Below are 23,281 nucleotides of genomic sequence, written 5' to 3'. Positions count from 1 at the left end.
ATTTTTATCCTGTCTCTCTGAATCAGTGTGAGGCTTATCCGCACTCACACTTATCGGTAATCTGTTTGTTAAAGAGCGTTGCTTCTGACTGCGTTCTACTTTAAACTGCTTGGTTTTTTTCGGACCGTCTTCAGCGAAGAAGGCGAACTATACGCCCCATCATTTTTCATGTCAACTCTTTTTATCGCCTTATTGGCTATTTTTTTGCCCAACCACGCTAAACCTCCTGTTTGTGCATAGGTTATTAATTGTGGGTATTTTTATTTCTTGCCCCTTTTGCTGTTTTGCTCACTCTCTATCTGCTTTTGTCTTTGGCGCAGATAAACTGTATATACCCATCACTCATCTGTATTTTGCCTCGCTGTCTATACTTTTTTCTTTCAATTGTTACGAAGGGGCTGCGATGAAGCAACAAAAAGTTAAACGAGCGGAACCATTTTTTGCTCTTGAATAAGCAAAATTGAATTGGCGATGATGAGCAATCTCTTTTTTGCTGATTCATATATATATTTCTGGCTAAAGTGGCCAATAAAAAAATAACACGCCTATGGTTTGCTGTTTTCAATCTTGATGAGTGGCTTAATTTATATTCAGGTTACGTCTCAGATTGATGATGCTAATATTTATTTATTCTGATGGTGCTTGTGTATTTGTTGTTTCGGTGCGATTGAATAATAAGAATAGGTTATATTGATTTTTTTCGTATTATCACTGCTTATATAGTTGCAAACAGCGCGCCATTTTGAGGTTTTAAGGGTTATCAAAGAACTCTTCAATGCTATTAAGTTAACATCTTATTGCGAACAATAATAATTTACATTAACATATAGTCGATATGAAAAACCAACAAAAAGCCAATTTTTTGATTGTTGTCTTTGTTCTAATAATGCATGTTTTACTGTTTTGGGCAGTTTTTAAGGGGCAACATATCGAATATGATGACAATCTATCTCTTGATTATGTTGATTTGGGAGTAGATGGGAAGAGTGCAGGCTCTGACGATACTCCTGCGACACCCTTTTCATCTCCTCCACCTCCCAAGGTTAGTCATCCAATCAAAAAGGCAACACCAGAACGCACATATATTAAACCGGTGGTGGCCACCAAAAAAGTCAGTCATTTTCAGACCCAGCAAACCACGACAAAAACTCCGCCGGTAGTCACTAAACCTAGGCAAGAGGAATCCTCTAAGGAAGTAAACTCATCTGGTAATCAAGAATCAAAAGGAAATACCAAAGATCAGGGTTCTAAAGATGGAAATTCTGGTAATAAAGACAATAATGGTAAGGGTTCTCAAGGAGGTGGTAAGGGTCCATCAGAAAAAGGAATTAAAGTTCCTGAGGAATATAAAGGCAATTATTTGCCTGGGCTGAGACCCACCTATCCTCCAGATTCTATAGCAGCTGGTGAAAAAGGGGTTGTAGGGATTTCTGTATCGGTCTCTGCTGAAGGTATCCCTTTGAATGTCAAGGTTGTGAAATCAAGTGGTTTTGGTCGCTTGGATCGCTCTGCAACTATTGCAGTAAAAAGACATCGATTCAAACCGGCAACCAGGAATGGTGTCGCCATACCTTATTCGTATACGTTCAATGTGAATTTCTCTTTTAAGTCATGATGTGGATACGCTTTAAGATGGTAATGATAAATATTTAATTATTTAATGTTTTCAAGGTAGTGATTTATGGATGGTAATATTAGTTCTATATATGCTCAAAGTGGCTGGATTTTGTTAACTGTATTGGCAATTCTGGTGCTGATGAGTCTAATGACTTGGATTATTGCTCTGATACGATGCTACAGTCTGTGGCGCGCTAAGAAGTTTAATCGCGAAGCTTTAGTTTGTTTTTCTACTGCAGAAAGTTTAGCTCAAGTTCGCAATCAATTAGTAGACAATTATTCACCCATTGCGCTATTGGCTAAAGATGCTATTCAGGCAAAGCAAGATTACCATGATCGATCTAATCGTACTTTAGCCGCAGCTTTACCGTTCAATCAATTTCTGACCAGCCGGATTCGCAACAGTATGGAACAGATCATGCGCCGTTATGAGGCAGGACTAACTCTATTGGCGTCTATCAGCTCCAGTGCGCCATTTATTGGTTTATTTGGTACTGTATGGGGCATTTACCATGCACTGATTAATATTGGCCATACTGGACAGATGAATATTGCTGCCGTAGCCGGTCCTATTGGTGAGGCGCTGATATCAACGGCGATAGGTCTGTTTGCAGCTATTCCTGCTCTGTTATTTTATAACGGACTGGTTCGTGGTAAAAAAAATCTGGCTCGTGATCTGGATGGATTTGCGCACGATTTGCATGATCAGTTATTGAATAGTGGAGATTAATCATGGCTTTTGGTCATTTTAGCGATGATGAGGCACATGAATCTGCAGAAATTAATGTCACCCCTTTAGTGGATGTGATGTTGGTGCTGTTGATTGTCTTTATGATTACTATGCCGGTACTAACACACTCTATACCCTTATCTTTGCCTACTCCACAAGCAACGATGGCTAAACAACAAAAAGAACCAAAAGCACCACTGCGATTGGCGATTGATATAAATGGTCAGTTTATGCTGGGCGATCAGGCAATCACTTTGGCTCAATTACGTTCAAATTTGAGTGCACAAGTAAAAAACGATCCAGACGTGGTATTGGCCATTGCGGCGGATAAGAATGTTGCCTACGATTCAATTGCACAGGTATTGGCTTCAGCTCGTGAAGCAGGTCTTGTCAAGGTTGGATTTGTTACACAAGAAAATGAAAAAAATTGAGTTTAATTAAAACTTGAATCAATATGGGTTTTCTCTAAGCAGAAAACCTTTTTTTCGCTGAAATGGCCAGTTAAGGTGGTTCGGATTAACTTTGGGCTACTATTGTAAGAATCTGAATGGGGTCGGCCGTGAAGGAAATTAAGCTTCTAAGTATACAAGATACAGTTTATTTATACGTATTAGGATGCTAAAGGTGTTTATGAGCATTTCGATGTTTGTAAATATTCTGGCGCGCTTCATTAATTGAAATAGGAATAGAAAGAATTAAGACGGCAAGGTGGAATACTGTCGATAATTTAAGCAAGCTTAGCTTTTGCTGAATTTGATTACCTGAATCTAAATACGCGGATGTGGTTTTGACTTAATGTTATGTTGGTATTGATTTGTTGACTCTCTGACCATCTTTTGAGTTTAGTTGTTTAGGTCTATTCTGTGTGTCACTGGATTGAATATTCTCTGATGACTAATTTCAAACTGAAACAGGATTTTTGCCGATAGCTATTTAAGCCCAGATTAAAATTTTTAATACGTGGTCTGACCCATTTTTTATAAAGTAAACATGGTCAAAATGGTTTTTTGGTTAAGAAAGATTTAATACTATCAAATATCGATCAGTACTTTCTACATGCGAATATTTTTTGATGGCAGGCAAATTGTTTTAAGCAGTTACTAAATTCTTACTGTTTGCTGGTTCTTTTATGGTAACAAACAGAGATTTAAGCTACTTAGCATTGACTGAAGATGGTTGTTTGCGACGTTCTTTACCGGTCATGAGGTGCAGATTTAGCTAGTATGTATGGATAAGGTTGATGGTGCTGAAGTTCGAACAGTAAGAAGATGCTTTTTTTGTGTTGATGAATGAATATTTGATTAAGTTTGCTAATGAAAACCGGCAGAATAATATTAACTATTCTGCCGAAGGGTACAAGATGCTAATCAACGAATGACACCACGAGTTGATTGCGAAAAAAATTCTTTGAATACATGTAACTCTGGAGCACTATCGGCTTCAGCCATGATTTTGGCTTGGGCTTCAGTATAGGTTAATCCTTCCCGATACAGAATTTTATACAAGCGCTTTATGTTGGCAATCTGCTCAGGGGTAAAATGATGGCGGCGCAATCCTTCGGTATTGAGTCCAGCAGGCTCCGCCCGATATCCGGCAGCCATCACATAAGGCGGTACATCTTTGTGGACGCCGGCAGCGAAAGCGGTCATGGCATAGTCGCCGATGATACAAAATTGATGAACCAGTGAATATCCCCCCAGCAATACATAATCACCGATGACGACATGTCCTGCCAGTGAAGCATTGTTGGCAAAGATGGTATGATTGCCGACTACGCAATCATGTGCCAGATGGACATAAGCCATGATCCAGTTGTCATCTCCGATGCGCGTTTCACCAATTCCGGTTACGGTACCGGTATTGAAGGTGGTAAATTCACGGATGGTGTTATTGTTCCCGATGATTAATTTAGTGGGTTCATCACGGTATTTTTTATCCTGAGGAATGGCCCCTAATGAAGCAAACTGAAATATGCGGTTATTGCTGCCAATAGTGGTATGTCCATCAATGACAACATGGGGACCAATGTCAGTATTGCTGTCGATCTGTACATGCGGGCCGATAACGGTGTAGGCACCCACAGAGACACTACTATCCAGTTCTGCTTTGGGATCGATAATGGCTGTAGGGTGAATCTGAGTCATGTATATTTCCTGCTTTTATCCTGATTAACCGAAACAATTTGGGTTAATCAGGTTTTAATTTGTTTAAAACGTTTGAAGTTGAGTTGCATTAGAAGGTTATTTTTCTACCTGTCGCTTAGCACACATGATGTCAGCTTCGGCTGCAATCTGACCTTCAACTAATGCTACTGCTTTGAATTTACCAATGCCACGTTTGTTGGCTAAGAGCTGTACTTCAAATTTCAACTGATCTCCTGGTACAACTTGACGTTTAAATCTGGCATTGTCGATGCCAACGAAAAAGTATATTTCATCATCTTCTCGACCACCATGGCTTAGAATCGCTAAGGTACCACAGGCTTGTGCCATGGCTTCGATAATCAACACACCGGGCATAACGGGAAAATCTGGGAAATGACCCTGAAAAAAGGGTTCGTTAGCGGTGACGTTTTTAATGGCACTTAAGGTCAAGGCCTCGGTATCGTAGGCGATGACCCGATCGATCAATAAGAACGGGTAACGATGAGGTAATAATTTTTGTAAGGTACGAACGTCGATGGGTAAAGACAAATCCATTATTTTATTCCTGAGGGTCTGATAATTGGCTGCTTAGTTGAGCCAGTTGCTGTTCCAATTCTTTTATTTTCTGATTCATTTCGTGCAGATGCCGTATATGAGCTGCATTTTTAACCCAATCCTTGTGTTTCTGTAAGGGAAAAATGGAAGCATAGTGACCACTTTCTTTAATACTGTGGCTGACGGCGGTGGCTGCACCGATGGTGGTTTTGGGCGGTATGCTTAGATGTCCGCCTATCATGGCCGCTCCACCAATGACGGAATTGGCACCTACTTCGGTACTGCCGGCGATACCTGTACAGGCAACAATCGCCACATGGGCACCAATTTTGCCATTGTGTCCGATCATGACCTGATTATCTATTTTAGCATCATCTTCAATGACGGTGTTTTCAATCGCGCCTCGGTCTATGGTGGTATTGGCCCCAATTTCGACATCATTACCCAGTATAACTGCACCGGTTTGCACTATTTTGAACCATTGATTTTTTTGTTTATCCCAAGCCAAGCCAAAGCCATCTGCGCCAATCACACATCCTGAGTGTAATTCTACTCGGTCTCCTAATTGGCAACCATGATAGATGGTGACGTTGGGATGAATGACACAATCTTGACCAATAGTACAATCTTCTTCGATGACTGTTCCGGCCAAAATACGTGTGTTGTCTTTCACTACGGTACGTTCACCAATCACCACATGGGCACCGATTTCACAATTTGGTGCGATTTGTGCAGTGGCGGCGATAGCGGCGCTGGGATGAATTCCTGCCTGAGGTTGACTGCGTGGATGAAATAGTCGAGCCACTCGAGCAAAGTACAGATATGGGTCATCCGTTACGATTAGGGTGCGACCTGACAAGATTTCGGCTGAGTTTTCCGTTACGATCAGCACACCGGCTCGACTATCCTGCGCCTGAGCTCGCAAGCGCGGATTGCTAAGAAAGCTGATATCGTTGCCACCAGCTTGTTGTAATGAGGTGATGTTGGTGATGAGAACATCTTCACCACGTAGTTGTCCACCGAGTTGGCGGACCAACTCGGTGGCGGTGATCTGGTTCAAAGCCATGAAAATACCTTATGGTTTCTGTGCATTAAGTGCCTTAATCACCGCATCAGTGATATCAAATTTGCTGTTGACAAAGATGGCATCCTGAATGATCAGGTCATAACCCTCTTTGCGCGCCAGTTCTATGATGACTTTATTGGCATTTTGCTGTAATGAAGCAAATTCTTCATTACGACGAAGATTGTAGTCTTCAGCCAGTTTAGCTGCAGCTTCTTTATAGCGCTGATCCATTTCCAGCATTTGCTTAATTTTTGCTTCGCGTTCATTTACAGGAACTTTACCTGACTCAATCGCTTCTTTAAGCTTCAAGCCTTCATTTTGCATGATTTGAAGCTTTTTCTGGCGAGCACTGAATTCTTGATCCAGCTGTTTTTGAATCGATTGTGCCTGTATAGATTGCTGATAGACGCGACTGGTATCAATAAAACCCAGCTTTTGGATACTTTCTGCCCAGGTAAATCGGCAGAACAGGCTGGCTAAAGCAAACGCAAAAGCAATTTTTTTAAGCATTAATCTGTCCTTATCTAACAGCGATTAGAACGTTGTTCCTAACTGGAACTGAAAGCGCTGTAACTGGTCTTCCGGTTTTTTGTGAATCGGATAAGCATAACTGAACTTCAAGGGTCCCATGGGTGATAACCAAGTCACAGCCAAACCAGCAGAATAACGTGCTTCATTACTGAGGCTAGATTTATGACTTTGACTTGAATAGGGATTTTTTTGTCCTACAAAAGTATAAGTTTTATTATCCCAGACACTACCAGCATCAGCAAACATACTTAAGCGTACGGTATGTTGATCTTTAATACCTGGCACTGGGAATAATAGTTCAGCGGAGGCTGTGGCGATGTAATTACCACCATAACTGGTGCTATCACTACTCCAGCTACCACTTTTATATCGATTATAGTATTTCGGACCTAGGGTTCCAGACTCGTACCCACGTACGGAACCTAAACCACCGCCACTAAACGCATACATAAAAGGCAGATCTTTGGTTTTACCATAACTATCAGCATAACCAAGTTGACCATACAGCATTAGGGTAAAGTTTTTGCTTAAGGGGAAATACCAGCGCTGATCATGGCTGAAACTGTAGTACTGTAAATCTCCGCCTGGCAGACCACTGTCCATATTGGCATTGATGATATAACCACGTGTTGGCCATACCGCACTATCGGTAGTATTGCGTCCCCAGCCTACGGTACCTTTAACGATCCAATTATTTTTGCCATGTTCATCAACAAAATCTTGATAACGCTGTGGAGCATAATCTCCATATACATTTACAGACAAATGTTCTACACCCAAGCCGAAATTAACACGGTCATGTTCGGTTACCGGAACGCCGAGGTTTACACCAGCACCTACAGTGGTGGTTTTGTAATCCATGGCGTTACTTTCTGATTTACTCGGATTATAGCCACGGTAGTAAAGGTTGTAGCCCAGACTGACTCCATCCGGTGTGAAATAGGGATCGGTAAAGGATAAGCCGGCAACCTGACTTACTTTAGATCGTGACAGTTGTAGACTAGCGGATTTACCGGTGCCAAATAAATTATCCTGTGCAATACCGGCCGACAGAAGCAGACCATCATCTTGCGCCCAGCCGGCACCCACGTTGATGGAACCAGTTGAGCGCTCTTTAACACTCATATCCAAATCTACCTGATCTGGCGTATTGGGAACGGATTTAATGTCTACCTGAGCATTATCAAAGTATCCAAGCTGCTGAATACGTTCCTTGGATCGGTTGATTTTGTAAGTATCATATGGTGCGCGTTCCATCTGACGCAGCTCGCGTCGTAACACTTCATCGCGGGTTTTGTTATTACCGGTGATGTTGATCTGGTTAACATAGACTTTACGATCAGGAATAACGTTGAGGACAAAATCAACGGTTTTGTTGCTGTCGTTGGCCATCGGACGGACATCGACCTGACTAAAGGCATAACCATTGCTACCCATGCGATCCTGAATGGCTTTGATGGTATTAATCATTTGACCACGGTTATACCATTTACCTGGTTTGATTTTGACCAGTTGCTGTAGGGCTTCCAGTGGAACTTCGCGGGTATCACCCCCTACGGTAACATTACCCCAGCGATAGCGTTCGCCTTCATCGACAGTGATACTGATCGCCTGAGAGACTTTACCATCGCTATTGCTGACATTAACATCGGTAATGCGGAAGTTGAGATATCCATGATCCTGATAAAAGTTACTCAGATTATCCAGATCATCTTTGAACTGGTTTTCTGAGAAACGATCGTTTTTGGATAGCCAGCTCATCCAGTTGTGCGGACTAAGGGACATTTGTTTGCGTAATGTACGCGATGAGTAATGCTGATTACCTTGGAATTGTATGGTTTTGATGGTGGTGGTGGTACCTTCATCAATTTTCAGCTCTACAGCAACGCGATTGCGCTCAAGACGGGTTACTTTAGGTGTGATGGTGACGGCGGTTTTCCCTTTTTGCCGATAAGCGTCACGCAAGCCTTCTACGGCTTGTTGTAACATCGCCGGATTAAATACGCGCGATTGACCCAGACCAAAATTGCTTAGATTCTTTTTGATATCATTGTTGTTGATGGTTTTACCACCGGTGACATCGAAGCTGCTGATAATGGGACGTTCAACTACGGTGAGTAAAACCTGATTTCCCATGGTCTCGACGCGGATGTCATCAAAAAAACCGGTAGCATACAGTTTTTTGACAATATTCTCCCCTTCGCCATCGGTGAAGGTATCACCGATTTTCACCGGTAAATAGCTAAATACGGTAGTGGGTGCGGTACGTTGTAGACCCTCGACCCGAATGTCTTTAATTGTAAACGGCTCGACTGCAAAAGCCAGTGAAGTTAGGCCTAAAGCCATTAAACTGACGGTAATCTGCTTTATTTTCATTATTCATCCAAACAAACGGGTAATATCGTTGAAGAAAGCTACTAACATCAACATTAACATGGCGCCCATGCCAATACGTAGTCCAATTTCCTGTACTCTCAGGCTTAAAGGTTTGCCACGTATCCATTCGACAGCATAATACATGAAATGTCCGCCATCTAACATGGGAATGGGTAATAAATTCAATACGCCTAAGCTGATACTCACTAAGGCAAGAAATTCTGTATAGCTTTGCCAGCCTAAAGCGGCGGTTTTCCCGGCCACATCAGCAATGGTCAGCGGGCCGGACAGGTAATGTAAAGATGCCTGACCTGTTAATAATTTGCCAAAAAGTGACAAAGTCATACTGATGTAATCCCAGGTACGCTGAAACGCCAAGCGAATGGCTTGGGTCAAATTGGGCTGATAATGCTGACGAATTTGTTTTTCCCAAACTTCGTCACGCATGGCACCAATACCAATTTGACCGATTATCTCGCCGTTTTGTTGGACTGAGTCAGGACGCAGGCTGGTCGTCTGAATTTGGTTGTTACGCGCAAAGCTGATATCCAGTTTGGCACCGGCGTTGGCACGAATAATTTCTACCCATTGCTGCCAGCTAGTCACTTTGACGCCATTGATGCTCAATAAGGTATCTCCAACTTGCAACCCAGCTTTGGCAGCCACGCTGTCAGGCAACACGGCACCAATGCGGTTGGTGACTTTAGACGGCACTAAACCGATGTAGCCAGACTGTGCCGCTTCTTTTGCAGCAGTTGTGCCGGCAATGTTTAGTGATCGGATCGCCTGTTGACCAGTTGGCGTTGTCACGGCAACCTGTACTGTGCCACTATCTAAATTCAACATGATTTTCGTTTGGGCATCAGCCCAATCGGTCACTGTTTCACCATTGACGCTGGTGATGCGATCTTCTGGCTTAAATCCGGCTCTTTCTGCTACGCTACCCTGTTCAACCATACCTATCCATGGTTTGAGCTGAGTCACACCACCAATACCAAAACTGGCAGTATACAATATTGCCGCCAGAATCAGGTTGGTTAATGGACCGGCAACCACAATGGCAATGCGCTTTAGGGGATGCTGACGATCAAATGCATAGGGCAGATCATCTGGGTTTACGTCGCCTTCTCGCGTATCGACCATTTTGACATAACCACCCAAGGGAATGGGAGCCAGACACCATTCAATGCCGGCACGTTGGTAGCGAAAAAATGGTTTTCCAAAGCCAATACTGAAACGCAACACTTTGACACCACATAACCGCGCCACGATCAGATGTCCTAGTTCATGCAAACTTACTAACAATAATATTGCCACAATAAAAGCAATGATGGTTAACAACATGGTCTCTCCGTTTTTATTTGCTCATGCGGCTATTTACCCATTTTTGTGCAGCAGCTCGTACCTGCTTATCTAAGGCTAATAATTCTTCAACGTGTATTGCAGCATGACCACTGTATGATTCTAGGCAACAATCTACTAATGATGCAATATCTGTGAAAGCAATCTGGTTATGTAGAAAAGCAGCCACAGCTATTTCGTTCGCAGCATTTAAGACGCATGAACTGGCTGGATTACTGCTATGTAAGACATCATAAGCCAATTTCAAACATGGAAAACGATTAAAATCTGCGCTGAGAAAATGTAACCCGCTTAACTGAGTAAAATCTAAGCTGCTGGCTCCAGATACAATCCGTTCGGGTAAGCCCAAACAATGGGCGATGGGAATGCGCATGTCAGCGACACCCAGTTGTGCTAAAACTGATCCGTCAATATAGCGTACCATGCTATGAATGACGCTTTGTGGATGAATGATTACTTCAAGTTGATCGGCGGGGGCGTGAAATAACCAGTGTGCTTCGATTAGTTCTAGCCCCTTATTCATCATGGTGGCGGAATCAACGGAAATTTTTTGACCCATACTCCAGTTTGGGTGTCTGACTGCCTGTTCAGGTGTGATAGAAGCAAAGTCTTTTAGAGCGGTATGCAGAAAAGGACCACCGGAAGCGGTAAGTATGAGAGATTGTATTCCTGCCTGTTTAAGATTACCTTGGTAATTATCCGGTAATACCTGATAGATGGCATTGTGTTCGCTATCTACTGGTAGCAAACGCGCTCCATGTTGTTGTACCGCCTGCATAAATAAGGCGCCGGCCACGACTAATGTTTCTTTGTTGGCCAGATAGATTATTTTGCCGGCTTGTGCCGCAGCTAATGTCGGCATCAATCCAGCCGCACCGACAATTGCCGCCATGACAGCGTCGGTATCATTAGATTGAGCCACATCGCATAAAGCCTGCTCGCCATACAATACTTTGGTGGTACACGCCACCGCTTGCAGTTGTTGCTGCAAACGAAGCGCATCGGCCGATTCAGCCACCACAGCATATTCAGGTTGAAAACGCAAACATAATTCGGCTAAGCGCTCAATCTGTCGATGGGCAGTTAAGGCAAATACTCGAAATCGGTCTGGGTGACGGCTAATGACGTCTAGGGTATTCAGACCAATGCTTCCAGTGGCTCCAAGAATGGTGATGGCAATTGGACGATGACTAGACATGAGCAAGATCACTTTATACTAAAGCGGTAAGCCAGCGCAATGCAGCATAGACACTTAACACAGCAATCATGGAATCAACACGGTCAAACACGCCACCATGTCCTGGCAGAAGCTGACTGCTGTCTTTAACGCCAGCAGAACGTTTTAATAAGCTTTCCAGCAAGTCGCCAATAATGCTAACTGCCGTCAAAACCAATGCCAGCAACAGGGTCTGCCATAAAGGCAATTTAATCGGCAACCAACCTTGTTGTTGTAAGATAAAGGTATAAATGGCCACAAAGACGACAGCACCAATGGCACCTTCCCAGCTTTTATTCGGGCTGATGGTAGGGGCCAGTTTGTGTTTGCCCAAGGTTCGACCACAAAAGTATGCGGCAATATCTGCTATCCAAATTAAAGCCAGAATGGTCAACAATGACCACGCAGCGGCGCTATCTGGACGCAGGTAAACCAAGGCATACCAAAATGGCAGCATCAATATCCAGCCAATCAATGGGGCAAAGATGTTGGCTTTGATTTTCCATTTAAACCTCAACCACAATGGAACAATAATCACCCAGAAGAACAGCACCAACCATTGCAACCATGACGTTAATTGTCCATGCTGATGATACAAGTAAGCACCACCACACGCAGTAATGAGTAGATAAAAACCATTCTGCCATGGACTCAATCCAGCAATCCGCCCATATTCCCACAATGCTAATAAAGCAATGAGTCCGGAAAATGCTGCCCACACGATATTATTTGCCCAAAACAACATTCCTATCATTAAGGGTAAGATCACTAAGGCGGTGAGTATACGTTGTTTAAGCATAAGTGTTATGGGCGCTGTTCAGCTATGGGTAATTGCTCGGAAGTACGACCAAAGCGACGTTCGCGTTGTTGATATGATTCAATAGCGCGGGTTAGTTCGGTCTTATCAAAGTCTGGCCAAAGCACTTGGGTAAAATACAATTCGGTATAAGCCAACTGCCAGAGTAGAAAGTTACTGATACGGGTTTCGCCACCAGTACGGATAAACAGGTCTGGTTCCGGAGCATCACCCAAAGATAAATAAGGCAAAATCGATGCTTCGGTAATTTGTTTTTCGCCTGCTTCAATGGCCTGGTTGACTGCCTGAAGAATATCCCAGCGACCGCCATAATCAGCAGCGATAGTCAGGGTTAAGCCGGTATTATTGGCTGTCAGTGTTTCCGCAGCTTCTATACCAGCAACAATTTCAGCCGCAAAACGGCTGCGATCACCAATGACCCGTAAACGAAGATTGTTTTTATGCAGTTTCTGCACTCGTTTTTGCAATGATTGCAAAAATAACCCCATTAAAAAATTCACTTCGTCCAGCGGTCGACGCCAGTTTTCAGTGGAAAAAGCAAATACGGTGAGATAACGAACCCCCATACGCGAACAATTGGCGGTCATTTCTTCCAGCATTTCCAGCCCTTTTTTGTGCCCCATTATGCGAGGCATTAGGCGTTTTTTTGCCCAGCGACCATTACCGTCCATAATCACCGCAATGTGCTGTGGTATATCGGTATGTGCAGGAACGTTTTGAGTACTACTGATAGTCAATGTACTTCCTTTTTGCCATGTAAGGTCTAGATGGCCATTAAATCGGCTTCTTTGGTGGCCAACATTTTATCGATGTCTGCAATATATTTATCGGTAATTTTTTGGATGCCTTCTTCACCACGACGCGCTTCGTCTTCACTGATTTCTTTATCTTTCAGCAGACGCTTTAGATCATTATTGGCATCACGACGGACATTGCGCACCACTACCCGACCATCTTCTACTTCTGCGCGGACAACTTTTATTAGGTCTTTACGACGCTCTTCGGTCAGCATTGGCATGGGTACACGAATCAGATCACCCATTGCCGCAGGGTTAAGACCTAGACTTGAATTGCGAATGGCTTTTTCAATCGCTGCAGCCATTTTACTTTCGTACGGTTTAACACCGATAGTGCGTGCATCAATCAAGGTAACACTGGCCACCTGACTGATTGAAACCATACTACCATAATATTCTACTTCTACCTGATCCAATAGACCAGTATGTGCGCGTCCGGTACGAACTTTTGAAAGGTTTTCGCGCAATACTTCGATGGATTTCTGCATTTTGGTTTCAGCAGTGCGTTGAATTTCGTTAATCATGAAAATTCCTGTCTGATTCGGCTGCGTTAATGTCATTCCGGGCAGAATTTTCTGCTACCGGCTAGCGGCAAACGCGCATACTAACCCAGTATACTCGTTGCCACAAGTTGTTTAGGATTGTATGGACTAGATTAAACGTGTACCAATGTACCGACATCTTCGCCCATAATAACTTGTTTCAATGCCCCCGGCTTGAATATACCGAACACCACAATATTCAGTTTTTGTTCACGACACAGAGCAAATGCGGTGGCATCCATTACTTTAAGATTCTGATTGATCGCCTGATCAAAGGTAATTTCCTGATAGCGTTTAGCATCAGGATTGGTTTTCGGATCTGCGGCATAAACGCCATCGACATTAGTTGCTTTCAACATAATATCACAGTTCATTTCTACACCACGCAGGCTGGCTGCAGTATCGGTAGTAAAAAATGGGTTGCCAGTACCTGCGGCAAAGATGACTACTTTGCCCTCCTCCAGATACTGAATCGCTTTTGGTCGGGCATAGGTTTCAGCCACTTGCTGCATACTGAGTGCCGACTGAACGCGTGCTTTAACATTCTGACTTTCAAATGCTTCTTTTAATGCCAGTGCATTCATCACGGTGGCCATCATGCCCATGTAATCAGCAGTGGCTCGTTCCATACCCTTGGCTGACTGTGCCATACCACGGAAAATATTTCCACCACCAATAACAATGGCCACTTCTACACCCATCTCTACCACTTCTTTGACCTGAGCGGTTATTTGCATGATGGTGTCGCGATTGATACCAAAAGCATCAGGCCCCATTAATGCCTCACCGGACAATTTCAATAAAACTCGCTTGTATTTTGCTGGTTTAGTCATAATCGCTCTTTCTGTCGTTTGCACTGGATAGCCTTTAGCTATCACTTTAATTTTAAATCGTACTTTAGGGAACTTTTATTTCAGTTCTCTGTTTGCTGAAAAACAAATGGCTGAAAAAAAAGCACCCTGATTCAGGAATCTGAATCAAGAGTGCCCATGGCTTTAGCTCCCTTAAACTTTGGAAGCGGCGGCTACTTCTGCTGCATAATCCACTTCTTTTTTCTCAATGCCTTCACCGACATGGAATGCCACAAAACGATTCACAACGGCGTTTTGTTCTTTTAAGAATTTTTCCACAGTCAGATCAGGATTGATCACAAATTGCTGACCAAGCAAAGTTACTTCTGCCAGGAATTTTTGCACTCGACCATCAACCATTTTCTCAATGATGTTGGCTGGTTTACCAGAAGCAGCAGCTTGTTCTTCATAAATATGACGCTCTTTAGCAACCAATTCTGGATCCACTTCAGCGGCTGATACACATTTTGGTTTAGACGCAGCAATGTGCATCGCTACCTGACGGATAGCCTGTGCATCACCACCGGTATGTTCTACCATAACGCCGATTTTGTTGCCATGCATATAGGTAACCAGCCCACCTGCGGTTTCGATACGTTCGAAGCGGCGAACAGTGATGTTTTCACCCAGTTTAGCAATCACGGCTTTGCGGGCTTCTTCCACAGTCACGCCGTCATCAGTTTTCACTTCTGCCAATGCTTCCAATGATGCTGGATTATGTACAGCAACGGCTTTTGCTACTGACTGAGCAAATGCCATAAAGCTGGCATCTTTAGCCACGAAGTCGGTTTCACAGTTGATTTCAGCCAAAGCACCAACCTGACCATCAACATATTCAGCCACAACGCCTTCAGCTGCAGTACGACCAGCCAGTTTACCGGCTTTAGCACCAGATTTGATGCGCAGGATTTCTTCAGCTTTTTCCATGTCACCGTCAGCTTCTACCAATGCTTTTTTGCACTCCATCATGCCCAGACCGGTAGCAGCGCGCAAATCACCTACCATTTTTGCAGTAATTGCAGCCATGTTTTACTCCTTAAACTTGATTTCATTCAGTCGGACACCCTCCGACCGGAAAATTATTTAAAAAAAGGGGGCACTGATGTCCCCTTCTTTTACAAAAACTGTAAATATCAGATTATTCAGCAGCAGCGGCAGCCTGTTTTTCTTCCGCAGCTTGAGCAGCCTGAACCACTTCCTGCAATGACTGAGATTTACCTTCCAAAATAGCGTCAGCGATGCCACGGCAATACAGACGGATTGCTTTGGCAGAGTCATCGTTACCAGGAATCACATATTTCACGTCATCAGGACTGTTATTGGTATCAACAACAGCGATTACTGGAATACCCAGTTTAGCCGCTTCAACCAAAGTACCTTTTTGGTACCCAGTATCGATAACGAAAATGGCATCTGGCAGACCTTTCATGTCTTTAATACCGCCTAAAGAGCGTTCCAGTTTGGCTACTTCACGCTGCATTTCCAGAATTTCTTTTTTACCGTAACCTGCTTCAGTAGCATTTTCCAATGCAGCAGTTTTTTCTTCCAGACGTTTGATAGACTGTTTAACGGTTTTGTAGTTGGTTAGCATACCGCCCAACCAACGATGGTCTACATAAGGCGCACCTGCACGGATCGCTTCTTCTTTGATGATGTCGCGCGCTTGACGTTTGGTACCAACAAACAGCACTGTACCTTTATTAGCAGCCAGACGACGAACTACATCCTGAGCTTCCACAAACATTGGCAAAGTTTTTTCCAAATTGATGATGTGGATTTTGTTGCGAGCACCGAAAATGTATTCAGCCATTTTCGGATTCCAGTAGCGGGTCTGGTGACCAAAGTGAACGCCTGCTTCCAACATCTGGCGCATAGTAATTTGTGACATAATTCTTATCCTTAAAGGGTTAAAGCCTGACATCGCCACACATAGAACTCTTTTCAGAGCACCCTTTCGCGTACGATGCGAGCGTTTCAAAAAATTTTACCGAGGCAAAACGGTGAAATAATACAGAAAAAAACCGGTTTCTACAAGTCAGTAGAAGCGGTATTATGCTTAAAACAAATAAAATTATATTCCTCATTGCACTTTAAATGATAAAGCGATTTCGATGACTCCCCACGTAGAAAAACAACAATTAAGACTCAAGTTGCGACAAAGACGTAAGTCACTGAGCCGAGATAGCCGACAAGCGGCAACTAAGCGGGTGAATCGTCTATTGTATCGTTATATCCGCCGTCAAAAGCGTATTGGTGTATATTGGGCTATGGGTAGTGAACTGTCACTTTTATCGTGGATTGTGACTGCACAACAACGTGGAGCAACCGTTTATTTACCCTATATTGAAGCACACTCTCGTCAGTTATGGTTTACCCCATGTCCACGTCTAGTCGGTCAACGTGTGACTAAGCGCGATCTGCGACTACAGAATTTGTACGGGCGGCAGGGGAGAATCCCGCAGTTCAAGGGTGACAAAATTCGAGTGCATCGATTGAATACTTTGTTAATGCCGCTACTGGGTATTGATTCGCAAGGGCACAGGCTGGGACAAGGAGGCGGTTACTATGATGCTACCCTAGGCAAACATCACCAGCTTAAGCCGCGATTAATTGGTGTCGGTTTTAGTTGCCAACAAGTTGAACACATTGCGACTGAGCAACACGATATTACTATCCCAGTATTTGTCAGTGAACAAGGCTATCAGTATTTTCAATCATCATAATTAGAGCATTTAGTTGGGTTATTTGGCTCATATTGACGCTATCCGCTATACAATAGTTAGCTATTTTCACGTCAAATCATTGCCTACTAATAAAATATTCTTGCTACAAGCAAAGCAAGAAAATGGATTGAAGAGTCTGAAATGAACATAATGATGAGATTATCATGTTAACAAAGCACAGAGCTGTTTAGGCTATTGGCTTTGACATCGATACATAGAAAATTATCTAATATGGAACTTAGCGAGTTTATAATTTTTTTCAGCAAGTTGGATCGTTTTTGATGCTATAGAACGGTGGTCAGTTAAGAAATGAGCTTTTAGAATAAGCTTATCACTAGGCACCGAGGTTGTTTCAGGCACCCAGTGATTTGTGCGCAAACCAGCAATTCAATGATGGCTTAATTTTTTATCGGTATTATAATTGAGTAAATATTTGCTCTTTTGGCAACCGGGATTTTGGGCGACTGGCATTGCTGTCATCTGCGCTGCGATATCCTAGGGTAACCACCAAGACACTGCGTAAGCCCTGCTGGTTTAAATCAAGAACTTCATCCATTTTGGCTTTATCAAAACCTTCCATCGCGGTTGAATCTACTCCGATGGCTGTTGCTGCAAATAACAATTGCCCCAAGGAGATATAAAGCTGTTTTGCTTCCCACTCAAGCTGACACTGCGGTGTGTTGCTGTTGTATTCAACAAACATACGCCGTCCCTGATCCATCATCTGTTTGTCTTCTGCAGAGGTAAAGCGACCATCTTTGTCTTCCTGAGCCAGCAGATTTTGTAAGTGCTGTTCGCTTAACGGGCTTTTTACACAGAATATGATTGTGTGTGAGGCATCAGCAATACGTTGCTGATTGGGCTCCATAATGGCCGGCATGATTTTAGCGCGAGCCTGATCATTATCTATCACAAAAAAATGACCGGGTTGTGAGTTCACTGAAGTTGGACTGTTTCTGATCACTTCCAACAATTGAGCTAATTGCTCAGCAGGAATACGTTTATTTTTATCGTAATGTTTAGTGGTGTAACGCTGTTTTGAAATATCAACTATGTTCATATGGCTTTCCTATTGTTGGGAGAAATGATGCTATTATTCTTGTCCAGCGTTTCAGCAATGTTATCCATTTACCGCTGCACTGCAAGGCGGTAAATCTAACTCAATAATAGAGACAGGTTCATACAGTGTATCAGCCTGTTTTCTACAGGCACCAAGATTTTGGCAGCATGTCAGTGATAAAGCATTTGAATGTGCGGATAGACTGTGCATCATGCATTGCTTTAAATTAACCTCTGCTATCGCGAGCGAAAAGCACATCAATGTCTGCGATGGAAAATAATTTAAAGTGCAGCTGGAAAAGATGCCGAATCAAGCAAAACGCTTAATGATTAGAAAAACTACAGGCTGTTCATAGACCTGTCAACTAGTTTTGACACCAATTAAGCTTAGAAGGCAATCAAATATTCGCATTGCATTTTCAGTTGATATTTGATGTAATCAAGCTGTGTATCGGTAGGCGACAGAGCATATTCAAGGAGTTCACTCAAACGCAAAAAGGCCTCTGCTGAATAAGAATGATTACTTCAGAATGTAGATTAAACTTCCATATTACTTTTAGCCAATAGGTTTTGTTAAGCCCAAACGACGATACTAACAACTAAACGACTGGTGAAATAATGAACATATTAAAATATATTTGTTACTGTTGTGGATTATTGCTGACTCTTTCGGCCTATGCAGTCGAGGTAAATGATGTAACTGGCATGACTCCTGTTCAGGTTAAAAAGGTGGTTCAACCAGAATCGACCGAGCAAGTAGCGGAATTGGTCAAAAACACGTCTGGGCCAATCAGTATCGCCGGGGGCAAATACAGCATGGGCGGGCAGACAGCGTTTACCGACGCGGTGCAGATCGATACCAGTAAATTAAACCACGTTATTGCGTTCGACCCTGAACATCATCTGTTAACGATTGAGGCTGGAGCCAGTTGGCAACAGGTACAACAACTGATTGATCCTTATGGATTAGCCGTCAAAATTATGCAAAGCTTTGCCAATTTCAGTATTGGCGGATCGTTAGGGGTCAATGTGCATGGTCGCTATATTGGTGAAGGTCCCATTATTCTATCGGTTGAAAAAATTAAATTGGTGCTGGCTGATGGCTCAATCGTGATGGCCAGCCCGCATGAAAATCAGGAAATTTTTTACGCAGCTATTGGGGGTTATGGTGGTATCGGCGTGATCACCGAAGTGACTTTACGCTTAAGCGATAATGTTAAGGTTAAACGTGTTAACCAACTTATGCCAATAGCTGAATATCACCGTTATTTTGTTGAGCATATTCGCTCTGATAAAGCTGCTATTTTTCATAATGGCATAATTTATCCGCCTGAATTTGAGCAAGTGCGTGCCGTAACCTTTGTTGAAACACAGGAACCATTAACCATTGAAGATCGGTTAAGACCACTGCATAAAAAATATCCAATCAAAAAACAACAGCTAAAAATAGTTTCTTCTTCAGATTCGGGTAAAAAGTTGCGTCAGCTTCATGACAATGTTGAATTTCATCATCAACCGGTTATGTGGCGTAATTATGAAGCCAGTCATCGGGTAGCTGAGCTGGAACCAATCCAAAACAAAAAGAAATCCTATGCATTACAAGAATATTTTATCCCTATTGATCAATTTGATGCATTCTATCCACAAATGGTCGAAATATTGAAAAAACACCATGTTAATGTAATCAATATTTCTATTCGCCATGCCAATGCTGACAGTGGATCTTTGCTGGCGTGGGCCAAGACTGAAGTATATGCTTTTGTAATTTATTATCAGCAAAATAAAGATCAACAAAGTCAACAACAGGTGGGAATCTGGACACGTGAGTTAATTGATGCAGCATTGGCGAATAACGGTAGTTATTTCTTACCCTATCAATTACACGCCACTGAAGAACAGTTTAAACAGGCTTATCCACGAGCTGAAGAATTTTTTCAACTCAAATCGAAACTGGATCCGACCAATAAATTCAGAAATTTGTTATTAGAGCGCTATCGTCCTACACCAAACAACCACGTGCCTGAGCACTACTATCCTGGTAAGTGAGATTTTAGCCACTTTCCTGTCTGTCGGCAGTATTAATGCAAAAATGCCGTACGGAAGGTGATCACCATCCATCACCTGATTCTGACCACATCGTGTCGAATGAATCAGGTGACTTTTTGTTGGATTAATGATTTTTCCGCAAGTTGGTGGGTAATTTAGTTATAGCGAAACCACATAACATGATGAAGGTAGAAATAATAAAATGGGTTGATATGGGTTTATTTTCATAAATGGCTGAAATAAATATGGCAACCACCGGGAAAATGATAAAAATAAATGACAATATGACTGGACTCATCCGTTTGAGTAAATAGAAATAGGCAATAAAGCCGCCTACTGACGCCACCACGCCAAGATATATTAATGCCAACCAGCTATTTAAAGATATCGCGTGCAACTGGTTTTTCTCAAAGACAAAACTGAGCAAACACAGCAAGACCCCCGCCACGCCTATCGGCAGAGTATTGAAAGTAAATACATTGATGCCATCTCCGGCTTTTTTGGAATAGACATACAAAAACCCATGCATGATAGCAGCCAATAGGATGGATGCCACACCCAAAAAGTCGGTATATGAGATCACCAATCCTTCTGAGATCAGTATATAAATCAGACAAAGAAAACCCAATGTGATGCCGATGACTTGATTTAAATATATTTTGTCTTTGAGAAATATCTTAGAAAAGATGATCGAAAATATAGGCATTGAACTAAACAAAAGAGACGTTAGCCCTGAAGATACGTACTGTTCGCCGAAACTGATCAGATAATATGGAATGGTGAAATAAAATAAGGTTAAGAGAATAAAGAAAGGCCACGATTTCCGCGGGAATAAAATCGGGGATTTGGAGATAAAGGTGATTAGTAATAAAAAAGGAAACGCAATAATAAACCGTAAACCGGCAGCTAAAAGAGGATTAACCGTTTCAACCGCAAATTTGATCCCAATCCAAGTGGTTCCCCAAGTTAAACACACGATGACAAACAGGAAAAAAATAATATATTTACTCGTTAAATAATTTTTTTTTGACATACAATTTTATTCAATTAAACTCAGAACAATAGGGTAAACAATATATATCTGCTGTTTTAATTTGTAAACGCATTGCAAGATCATTTAGATCGTCTTAATCTTTTTTACTCTAAGTTAAGCTGCTCAAAAAATCGCATTTTTTAAAACCTAATGCTGAGTGGTTATGCAGCACATTATATTTATGAATAATGAATATTATTCATAATTGCAAGATGTTATTTCAGGCTTTGTGGCGTTGACTACAGCAAAGCAAAGCGTGGTTTTACCACCAAATCAGTCGCGGTTGCGGGAAACTAATAACATCATTCTTTTCTGTTTGAACAATGTTGCCATGCCTATTTTAGATGTTAGAACCTATTCAATGCGAGCGCATAGCAGTACTATTGTTATAGCTAAATTAAGCAGTTTATTAGATCGATGATATGCCAATTTTAGTTTTCCTGCTCGCGTCAAATAATATCAACGGCTGGTTTCGTTTGCTGCTACCGTGCGCTGACAAGGGTAACAATAAGCCTGTGAGTTAAATTTCATTGGGTGATGGTCACAGAATTGTTTTTCTGCTGCCGTTAGATTTCTTCCACAGCCAGCACACTGGGATAGCTCACCCAAGGTAGCTTCGGCTGTTGCTTTGGTACTTGCAGGCGCAGGACACGCTCCTGCAGCCGCTTCGGCTTTAAATTCATCAGAAGGATAGATACCAAACTGTTCATACCAATCGGTGGTTGGCGCCGACCGATGCAAGTCACACAATTGCTGGCCTATATTTTTCAAAGTAGAAGAGGAAATTTTTTTGCATAACCGCAACCACTGTAACTTTTGCGTATATTCCTCCACTTTGGCTTTGACCTGATCAGTTTTAATAATTCGCTCAATCCCAGCTACCTGATTTTGCGGTCGCACTATCTTGGTATTTTCCGTCACCAGTATCAGACTTTCCAAACTTGGTTGTAGTCTGATCCCCAACCGTTTCGGCAAGGTAATTAGCCCTGAGCGAAAAATATTTTCTAGTACAGCCATATGCCTTTGGTTTTGCCGTAAAGGTGAAGCCACTTCTTTTGTGTTGGTTGCATATTTATATGAAAACTCACCTTGTTCATTGATGATTATATCACCAGACACACTTTTGCTTTCGCAGACAAAAACTTGTAGGAACCGATTGATCAACAGATGATCAATCTGCGCAATCTGATGTTGAAACACCAATCGCAGATCATGGATAACAATCCAGTCCTCACTATTACGATAATAAAAGTTCAGTTGATAAGCAGATTTATTTTCACCTTTAATGCCTGAATTGAGGTACTTTAATTTTTCTTCTATTTTCTGCCGCGTACCCTGGATTAGATCTGGACGGCGCAATAATTGCTGCAATATATTTTTATCTTGTGACTTATCGGCAATCTCTTTAATAATCATGCTGGTCTTTAAATAATGGGAGACGATATGTCATTCATTAAATATTGACACAAATATCACCCTAAATTTTGCAATAAAATCATATCTATTCGGTATATTAGCTCTTTTATTCCATTTTGTAAAGTTTTGTCATTATTTTAATTTTTTATTAACATTTTGATACAAAATTGATGCTTTCTCATACCAGAAAATTTTGTGATCATGGTGGTTGAGGTAAGCTTAGCCATTTATTGCTCCTTTACGTGCTGCAGCCTATTTGCCCGATTCATGTTTAAAGATGATCTTGTTCTAACGGATATAGATATGGTGGTAGCAAATTTGCTTACGTGGAGAAGAAATAGCTGTCGTGATAGCGGATTTTAGGCTAAACATTACATCTGTCTAATTAATAAAAATATTG

The 23,281-nt window shown here is 42.2% G+C and carries 21 protein-coding genes; 5 read left to right on the top strand and 16 right to left on the bottom strand.

Annotated features, from left to right (window positions below):
• Window positions 1-835: 835 nt before the first annotated feature.
• The 3 genes from J3U68_RS09280 (at window position 836) to J3U68_RS09270 (ending at window position 2,778) form a co-directional block, all read left to right on the top strand.
• On the top strand, window positions 836-1,615 hold the full coding sequence (locus J3U68_RS09280; RefSeq protein WP_267376353.1) for an energy transducer TonB: 780 nt from the start codon (window positions 836-838) through the stop codon (window positions 1,613-1,615).
• A gap of 66 nt (window positions 1,616-1,681) precedes the next feature.
• On the top strand, window positions 1,682-2,347 hold the full coding sequence (locus J3U68_RS09275) for a MotA/TolQ/ExbB proton channel family protein (protein WP_267376352.1): 666 nt from the start codon (window positions 1,682-1,684) through the stop codon (window positions 2,345-2,347).
• A 2-nt stretch (window positions 2,348-2,349) separates the two neighbouring features.
• Window positions 2,350-2,778, top strand: a complete 429-nt coding sequence (locus J3U68_RS09270) for an ExbD/TolR family protein (protein WP_267376351.1) — start codon at window positions 2,350-2,352, stop codon at window positions 2,776-2,778.
• Between the two features lie 936 nt (window positions 2,779-3,714).
• Here J3U68_RS09270 and lpxA read toward each other — a convergent pair.
• The 13 genes from lpxA to rpsB all read right to left on the bottom strand — a co-directional run bounded on the left by lpxA (window position 3,715) and on the right by rpsB (window position 16,492).
• Window positions 3,715-4,491 carry an acyl-ACP--UDP-N-acetylglucosamine O-acyltransferase gene (lpxA, locus tag J3U68_RS09265; RefSeq protein ID WP_267376350.1) on the bottom strand — a complete coding sequence of 259 codons (777 nt, stop codon included), beginning with the start codon at window positions 4,489-4,491 and terminating at the stop codon, window positions 3,715-3,717.
• A 96-nt stretch (window positions 4,492-4,587) separates the two neighbouring features.
• Window positions 4,588-5,046: a 3-hydroxyacyl-ACP dehydratase FabZ gene (gene fabZ / locus J3U68_RS09260; RefSeq protein WP_267376349.1), complete on the bottom strand. Its 459-nt coding sequence runs from the start codon at window positions 5,044-5,046 to the stop codon at window positions 4,588-4,590.
• 4 nt (window positions 5,047-5,050) lie between these two features.
• Window positions 5,051-6,112, bottom strand: coding sequence for a UDP-3-O-(3-hydroxymyristoyl)glucosamine N-acyltransferase (lpxD, locus tag J3U68_RS09255; RefSeq protein WP_267376348.1), 1,062 nt, complete (start codon window positions 6,110-6,112; stop codon window positions 5,051-5,053).
• A 9-nt stretch (window positions 6,113-6,121) separates the two neighbouring features.
• Window positions 6,122-6,622 (bottom strand): OmpH family outer membrane protein, encoded by a 501-nt coding sequence (locus J3U68_RS09250; protein ID WP_267376347.1) that lies wholly within the window; start codon window positions 6,620-6,622, stop codon window positions 6,122-6,124.
• Window positions 6,623-6,646: 24 nt separating this feature from the next.
• On the bottom strand, window positions 6,647-9,019 hold the full coding sequence (bamA, locus tag J3U68_RS09245; RefSeq protein ID WP_267376345.1) for an outer membrane protein assembly factor BamA: 2,373 nt from the start codon (window positions 9,017-9,019) through the stop codon (window positions 6,647-6,649).
• Window positions 9,020-9,022: 3 nt separating this feature from the next.
• The gene (gene rseP / locus J3U68_RS09240) at window positions 9,023-10,360 is read right to left on the bottom strand and encodes an RIP metalloprotease RseP (protein WP_267376357.1); all 1,338 of its coding nucleotides are present in this window, start codon (window positions 10,358-10,360) and stop codon (window positions 9,023-9,025) included.
• Between the two features lie 16 nt (window positions 10,361-10,376).
• Window positions 10,377-11,579: a 1-deoxy-D-xylulose-5-phosphate reductoisomerase gene (gene ispC, locus J3U68_RS09235; RefSeq protein WP_267376343.1), complete on the bottom strand. Its 1,203-nt coding sequence runs from the start codon at window positions 11,577-11,579 to the stop codon at window positions 10,377-10,379.
• A 13-nt stretch (window positions 11,580-11,592) separates the two neighbouring features.
• Complete coding sequence (locus tag J3U68_RS09230) at window positions 11,593-12,396, bottom strand: phosphatidate cytidylyltransferase (RefSeq protein ID WP_267376342.1); 804 nt, start codon at window positions 12,394-12,396, stop codon at window positions 11,593-11,595.
• Between the two features lie 5 nt (window positions 12,397-12,401).
• Window positions 12,402-13,145, bottom strand: a complete 744-nt coding sequence (locus tag J3U68_RS09225) for an isoprenyl transferase (protein WP_267376356.1) — start codon at window positions 13,143-13,145, stop codon at window positions 12,402-12,404.
• A 32-nt stretch (window positions 13,146-13,177) separates the two neighbouring features.
• On the bottom strand, window positions 13,178-13,735 hold the full coding sequence (gene frr / locus J3U68_RS09220; RefSeq protein ID WP_267376341.1) for a ribosome recycling factor: 558 nt from the start codon (window positions 13,733-13,735) through the stop codon (window positions 13,178-13,180).
• Window positions 13,736-13,866: 131 nt separating this feature from the next.
• Complete coding sequence (pyrH, locus tag J3U68_RS09215) at window positions 13,867-14,586, bottom strand: UMP kinase (protein WP_267376340.1); 720 nt, start codon at window positions 14,584-14,586, stop codon at window positions 13,867-13,869.
• A 171-nt stretch (window positions 14,587-14,757) separates the two neighbouring features.
• Complete coding sequence (gene tsf, locus J3U68_RS09210) at window positions 14,758-15,630, bottom strand: translation elongation factor Ts (RefSeq protein ID WP_267376339.1); 873 nt, start codon at window positions 15,628-15,630, stop codon at window positions 14,758-14,760.
• A 112-nt stretch (window positions 15,631-15,742) separates the two neighbouring features.
• Complete coding sequence (rpsB, locus tag J3U68_RS09205) at window positions 15,743-16,492, bottom strand: 30S ribosomal protein S2 (protein ID WP_267376338.1); 750 nt, start codon at window positions 16,490-16,492, stop codon at window positions 15,743-15,745.
• A gap of 223 nt (window positions 16,493-16,715) precedes the next feature.
• On the opposite strand from rpsB, the gene J3U68_RS09200 reads away from it, so the two are divergent.
• The gene (locus J3U68_RS09200) at window positions 16,716-17,327 is read left to right on the top strand and encodes a 5-formyltetrahydrofolate cyclo-ligase (protein WP_267376337.1); all 612 of its coding nucleotides are present in this window, start codon (window positions 16,716-16,718) and stop codon (window positions 17,325-17,327) included.
• Window positions 17,328-17,742: 415 nt separating this feature from the next.
• Here the strand turns inward: J3U68_RS09200 and nfsB are convergent, their stop codons facing one another.
• Complete coding sequence (nfsB, locus tag J3U68_RS09195) at window positions 17,743-18,387, bottom strand: oxygen-insensitive NAD(P)H nitroreductase (protein ID WP_267376336.1); 645 nt, start codon at window positions 18,385-18,387, stop codon at window positions 17,743-17,745.
• 617 nt (window positions 18,388-19,004) lie between these two features.
• Here nfsB and J3U68_RS09190 point away from each other — a divergent pair.
• A complete protein-coding gene (locus tag J3U68_RS09190; protein WP_267376335.1) occupies window positions 19,005-20,432 on the top strand; it encodes an FAD-binding oxidoreductase in 1,428 nt (475 codons plus the stop codon).
• A 124-nt stretch (window positions 20,433-20,556) separates the two neighbouring features.
• Here the strand turns inward: J3U68_RS09190 and J3U68_RS09185 are convergent, their stop codons facing one another.
• Window positions 20,557-21,465 (bottom strand): DMT family transporter, encoded by a 909-nt coding sequence (locus J3U68_RS09185; protein ID WP_267376334.1) that lies wholly within the window; start codon window positions 21,463-21,465, stop codon window positions 20,557-20,559.
• Between the two features lie 459 nt (window positions 21,466-21,924).
• Window positions 21,925-22,881 carry a nuclease-related domain-containing protein gene (locus tag J3U68_RS09180; RefSeq protein ID WP_267376333.1) on the bottom strand — a complete coding sequence of 319 codons (957 nt, stop codon included), beginning with the start codon at window positions 22,879-22,881 and terminating at the stop codon, window positions 21,925-21,927.
• Window positions 22,882-23,281 lie beyond the last annotated feature (400 nt).

The sequence above is a fragment of the Snodgrassella sp. B3882 genome (assembly GCF_026535915.1).
Classification (GTDB): domain Bacteria; phylum Pseudomonadota; class Gammaproteobacteria; order Burkholderiales; family Neisseriaceae; genus Snodgrassella.
This window is presented reverse-complemented; position numbering and strand designations above follow the sequence as displayed.

Excerpts from the sequence above, each read along its gene's own strand:
- J3U68_RS09180 (WP_267376333.1), bottom strand. The coding sequence starts at position 22,881 with ATGATTATTAAAGAGATTGCCGATAAGTCACAAGATAAAAATATATTG.
- bamA (WP_267376345.1), bottom strand. The coding sequence starts at position 9,019 with ATGAAAATAAAGCAGATTACCGTCAGTTTAATGGCTTTAGGCCTAACT.
- J3U68_RS09280 (WP_267376353.1), top strand. The coding sequence starts at position 836 with ATGAAAAACCAACAAAAAGCCAATTTTTTGATTGTTGTCTTTGTTCTA.
- J3U68_RS09230 (WP_267376342.1), bottom strand. The coding sequence starts at position 12,396 with ATGCTTAAACAACGTATACTCACCGCCTTAGTGATCTTACCCTTAATG.
- frr (WP_267376341.1), bottom strand. The coding sequence starts at position 13,735 with ATGATTAACGAAATTCAACGCACTGCTGAAACCAAAATGCAGAAATCC.
- lpxA (WP_267376350.1), bottom strand. The coding sequence starts at position 4,491 with ATGACTCAGATTCACCCTACAGCCATTATCGATCCCAAAGCAGAACTG.
- J3U68_RS09250 (WP_267376347.1), bottom strand. The coding sequence starts at position 6,622 with ATGCTTAAAAAAATTGCTTTTGCGTTTGCTTTAGCCAGCCTGTTCTGC.
- rpsB (WP_267376338.1), bottom strand. The coding sequence starts at position 16,492 with ATGTCACAAATTACTATGCGCCAGATGTTGGAAGCAGGCGTTCACTTT.
- J3U68_RS09190 (WP_267376335.1), top strand. The coding sequence starts at position 19,005 with ATGAACATATTAAAATATATTTGTTACTGTTGTGGATTATTGCTGACT.
- nfsB (WP_267376336.1), bottom strand. The coding sequence starts at position 18,387 with ATGAACATAGTTGATATTTCAAAACAGCGTTACACCACTAAACATTAC.
- J3U68_RS09275 (WP_267376352.1), top strand. The coding sequence starts at position 1,682 with ATGGATGGTAATATTAGTTCTATATATGCTCAAAGTGGCTGGATTTTG.
- J3U68_RS09185 (WP_267376334.1), bottom strand. The coding sequence starts at position 21,465 with ATGTCAAAAAAAAATTATTTAACGAGTAAATATATTATTTTTTTCCTG.
- J3U68_RS09200 (WP_267376337.1), top strand. The coding sequence starts at position 16,716 with ATGACTCCCCACGTAGAAAAACAACAATTAAGACTCAAGTTGCGACAA.
- ispC (WP_267376343.1), bottom strand. The coding sequence starts at position 11,579 with ATGTCTAGTCATCGTCCAATTGCCATCACCATTCTTGGAGCCACTGGA.
- lpxD (WP_267376348.1), bottom strand. The coding sequence starts at position 6,112 with ATGGCTTTGAACCAGATCACCGCCACCGAGTTGGTCCGCCAACTCGGT.
- fabZ (WP_267376349.1), bottom strand. The coding sequence starts at position 5,046 with ATGGATTTGTCTTTACCCATCGACGTTCGTACCTTACAAAAATTATTA.
- J3U68_RS09270 (WP_267376351.1), top strand. The coding sequence starts at position 2,350 with ATGGCTTTTGGTCATTTTAGCGATGATGAGGCACATGAATCTGCAGAA.
- pyrH (WP_267376340.1), bottom strand. The coding sequence starts at position 14,586 with ATGACTAAACCAGCAAAATACAAGCGAGTTTTATTGAAATTGTCCGGT.
- tsf (WP_267376339.1), bottom strand. The coding sequence starts at position 15,630 with ATGGCTGCAATTACTGCAAAAATGGTAGGTGATTTGCGCGCTGCTACC.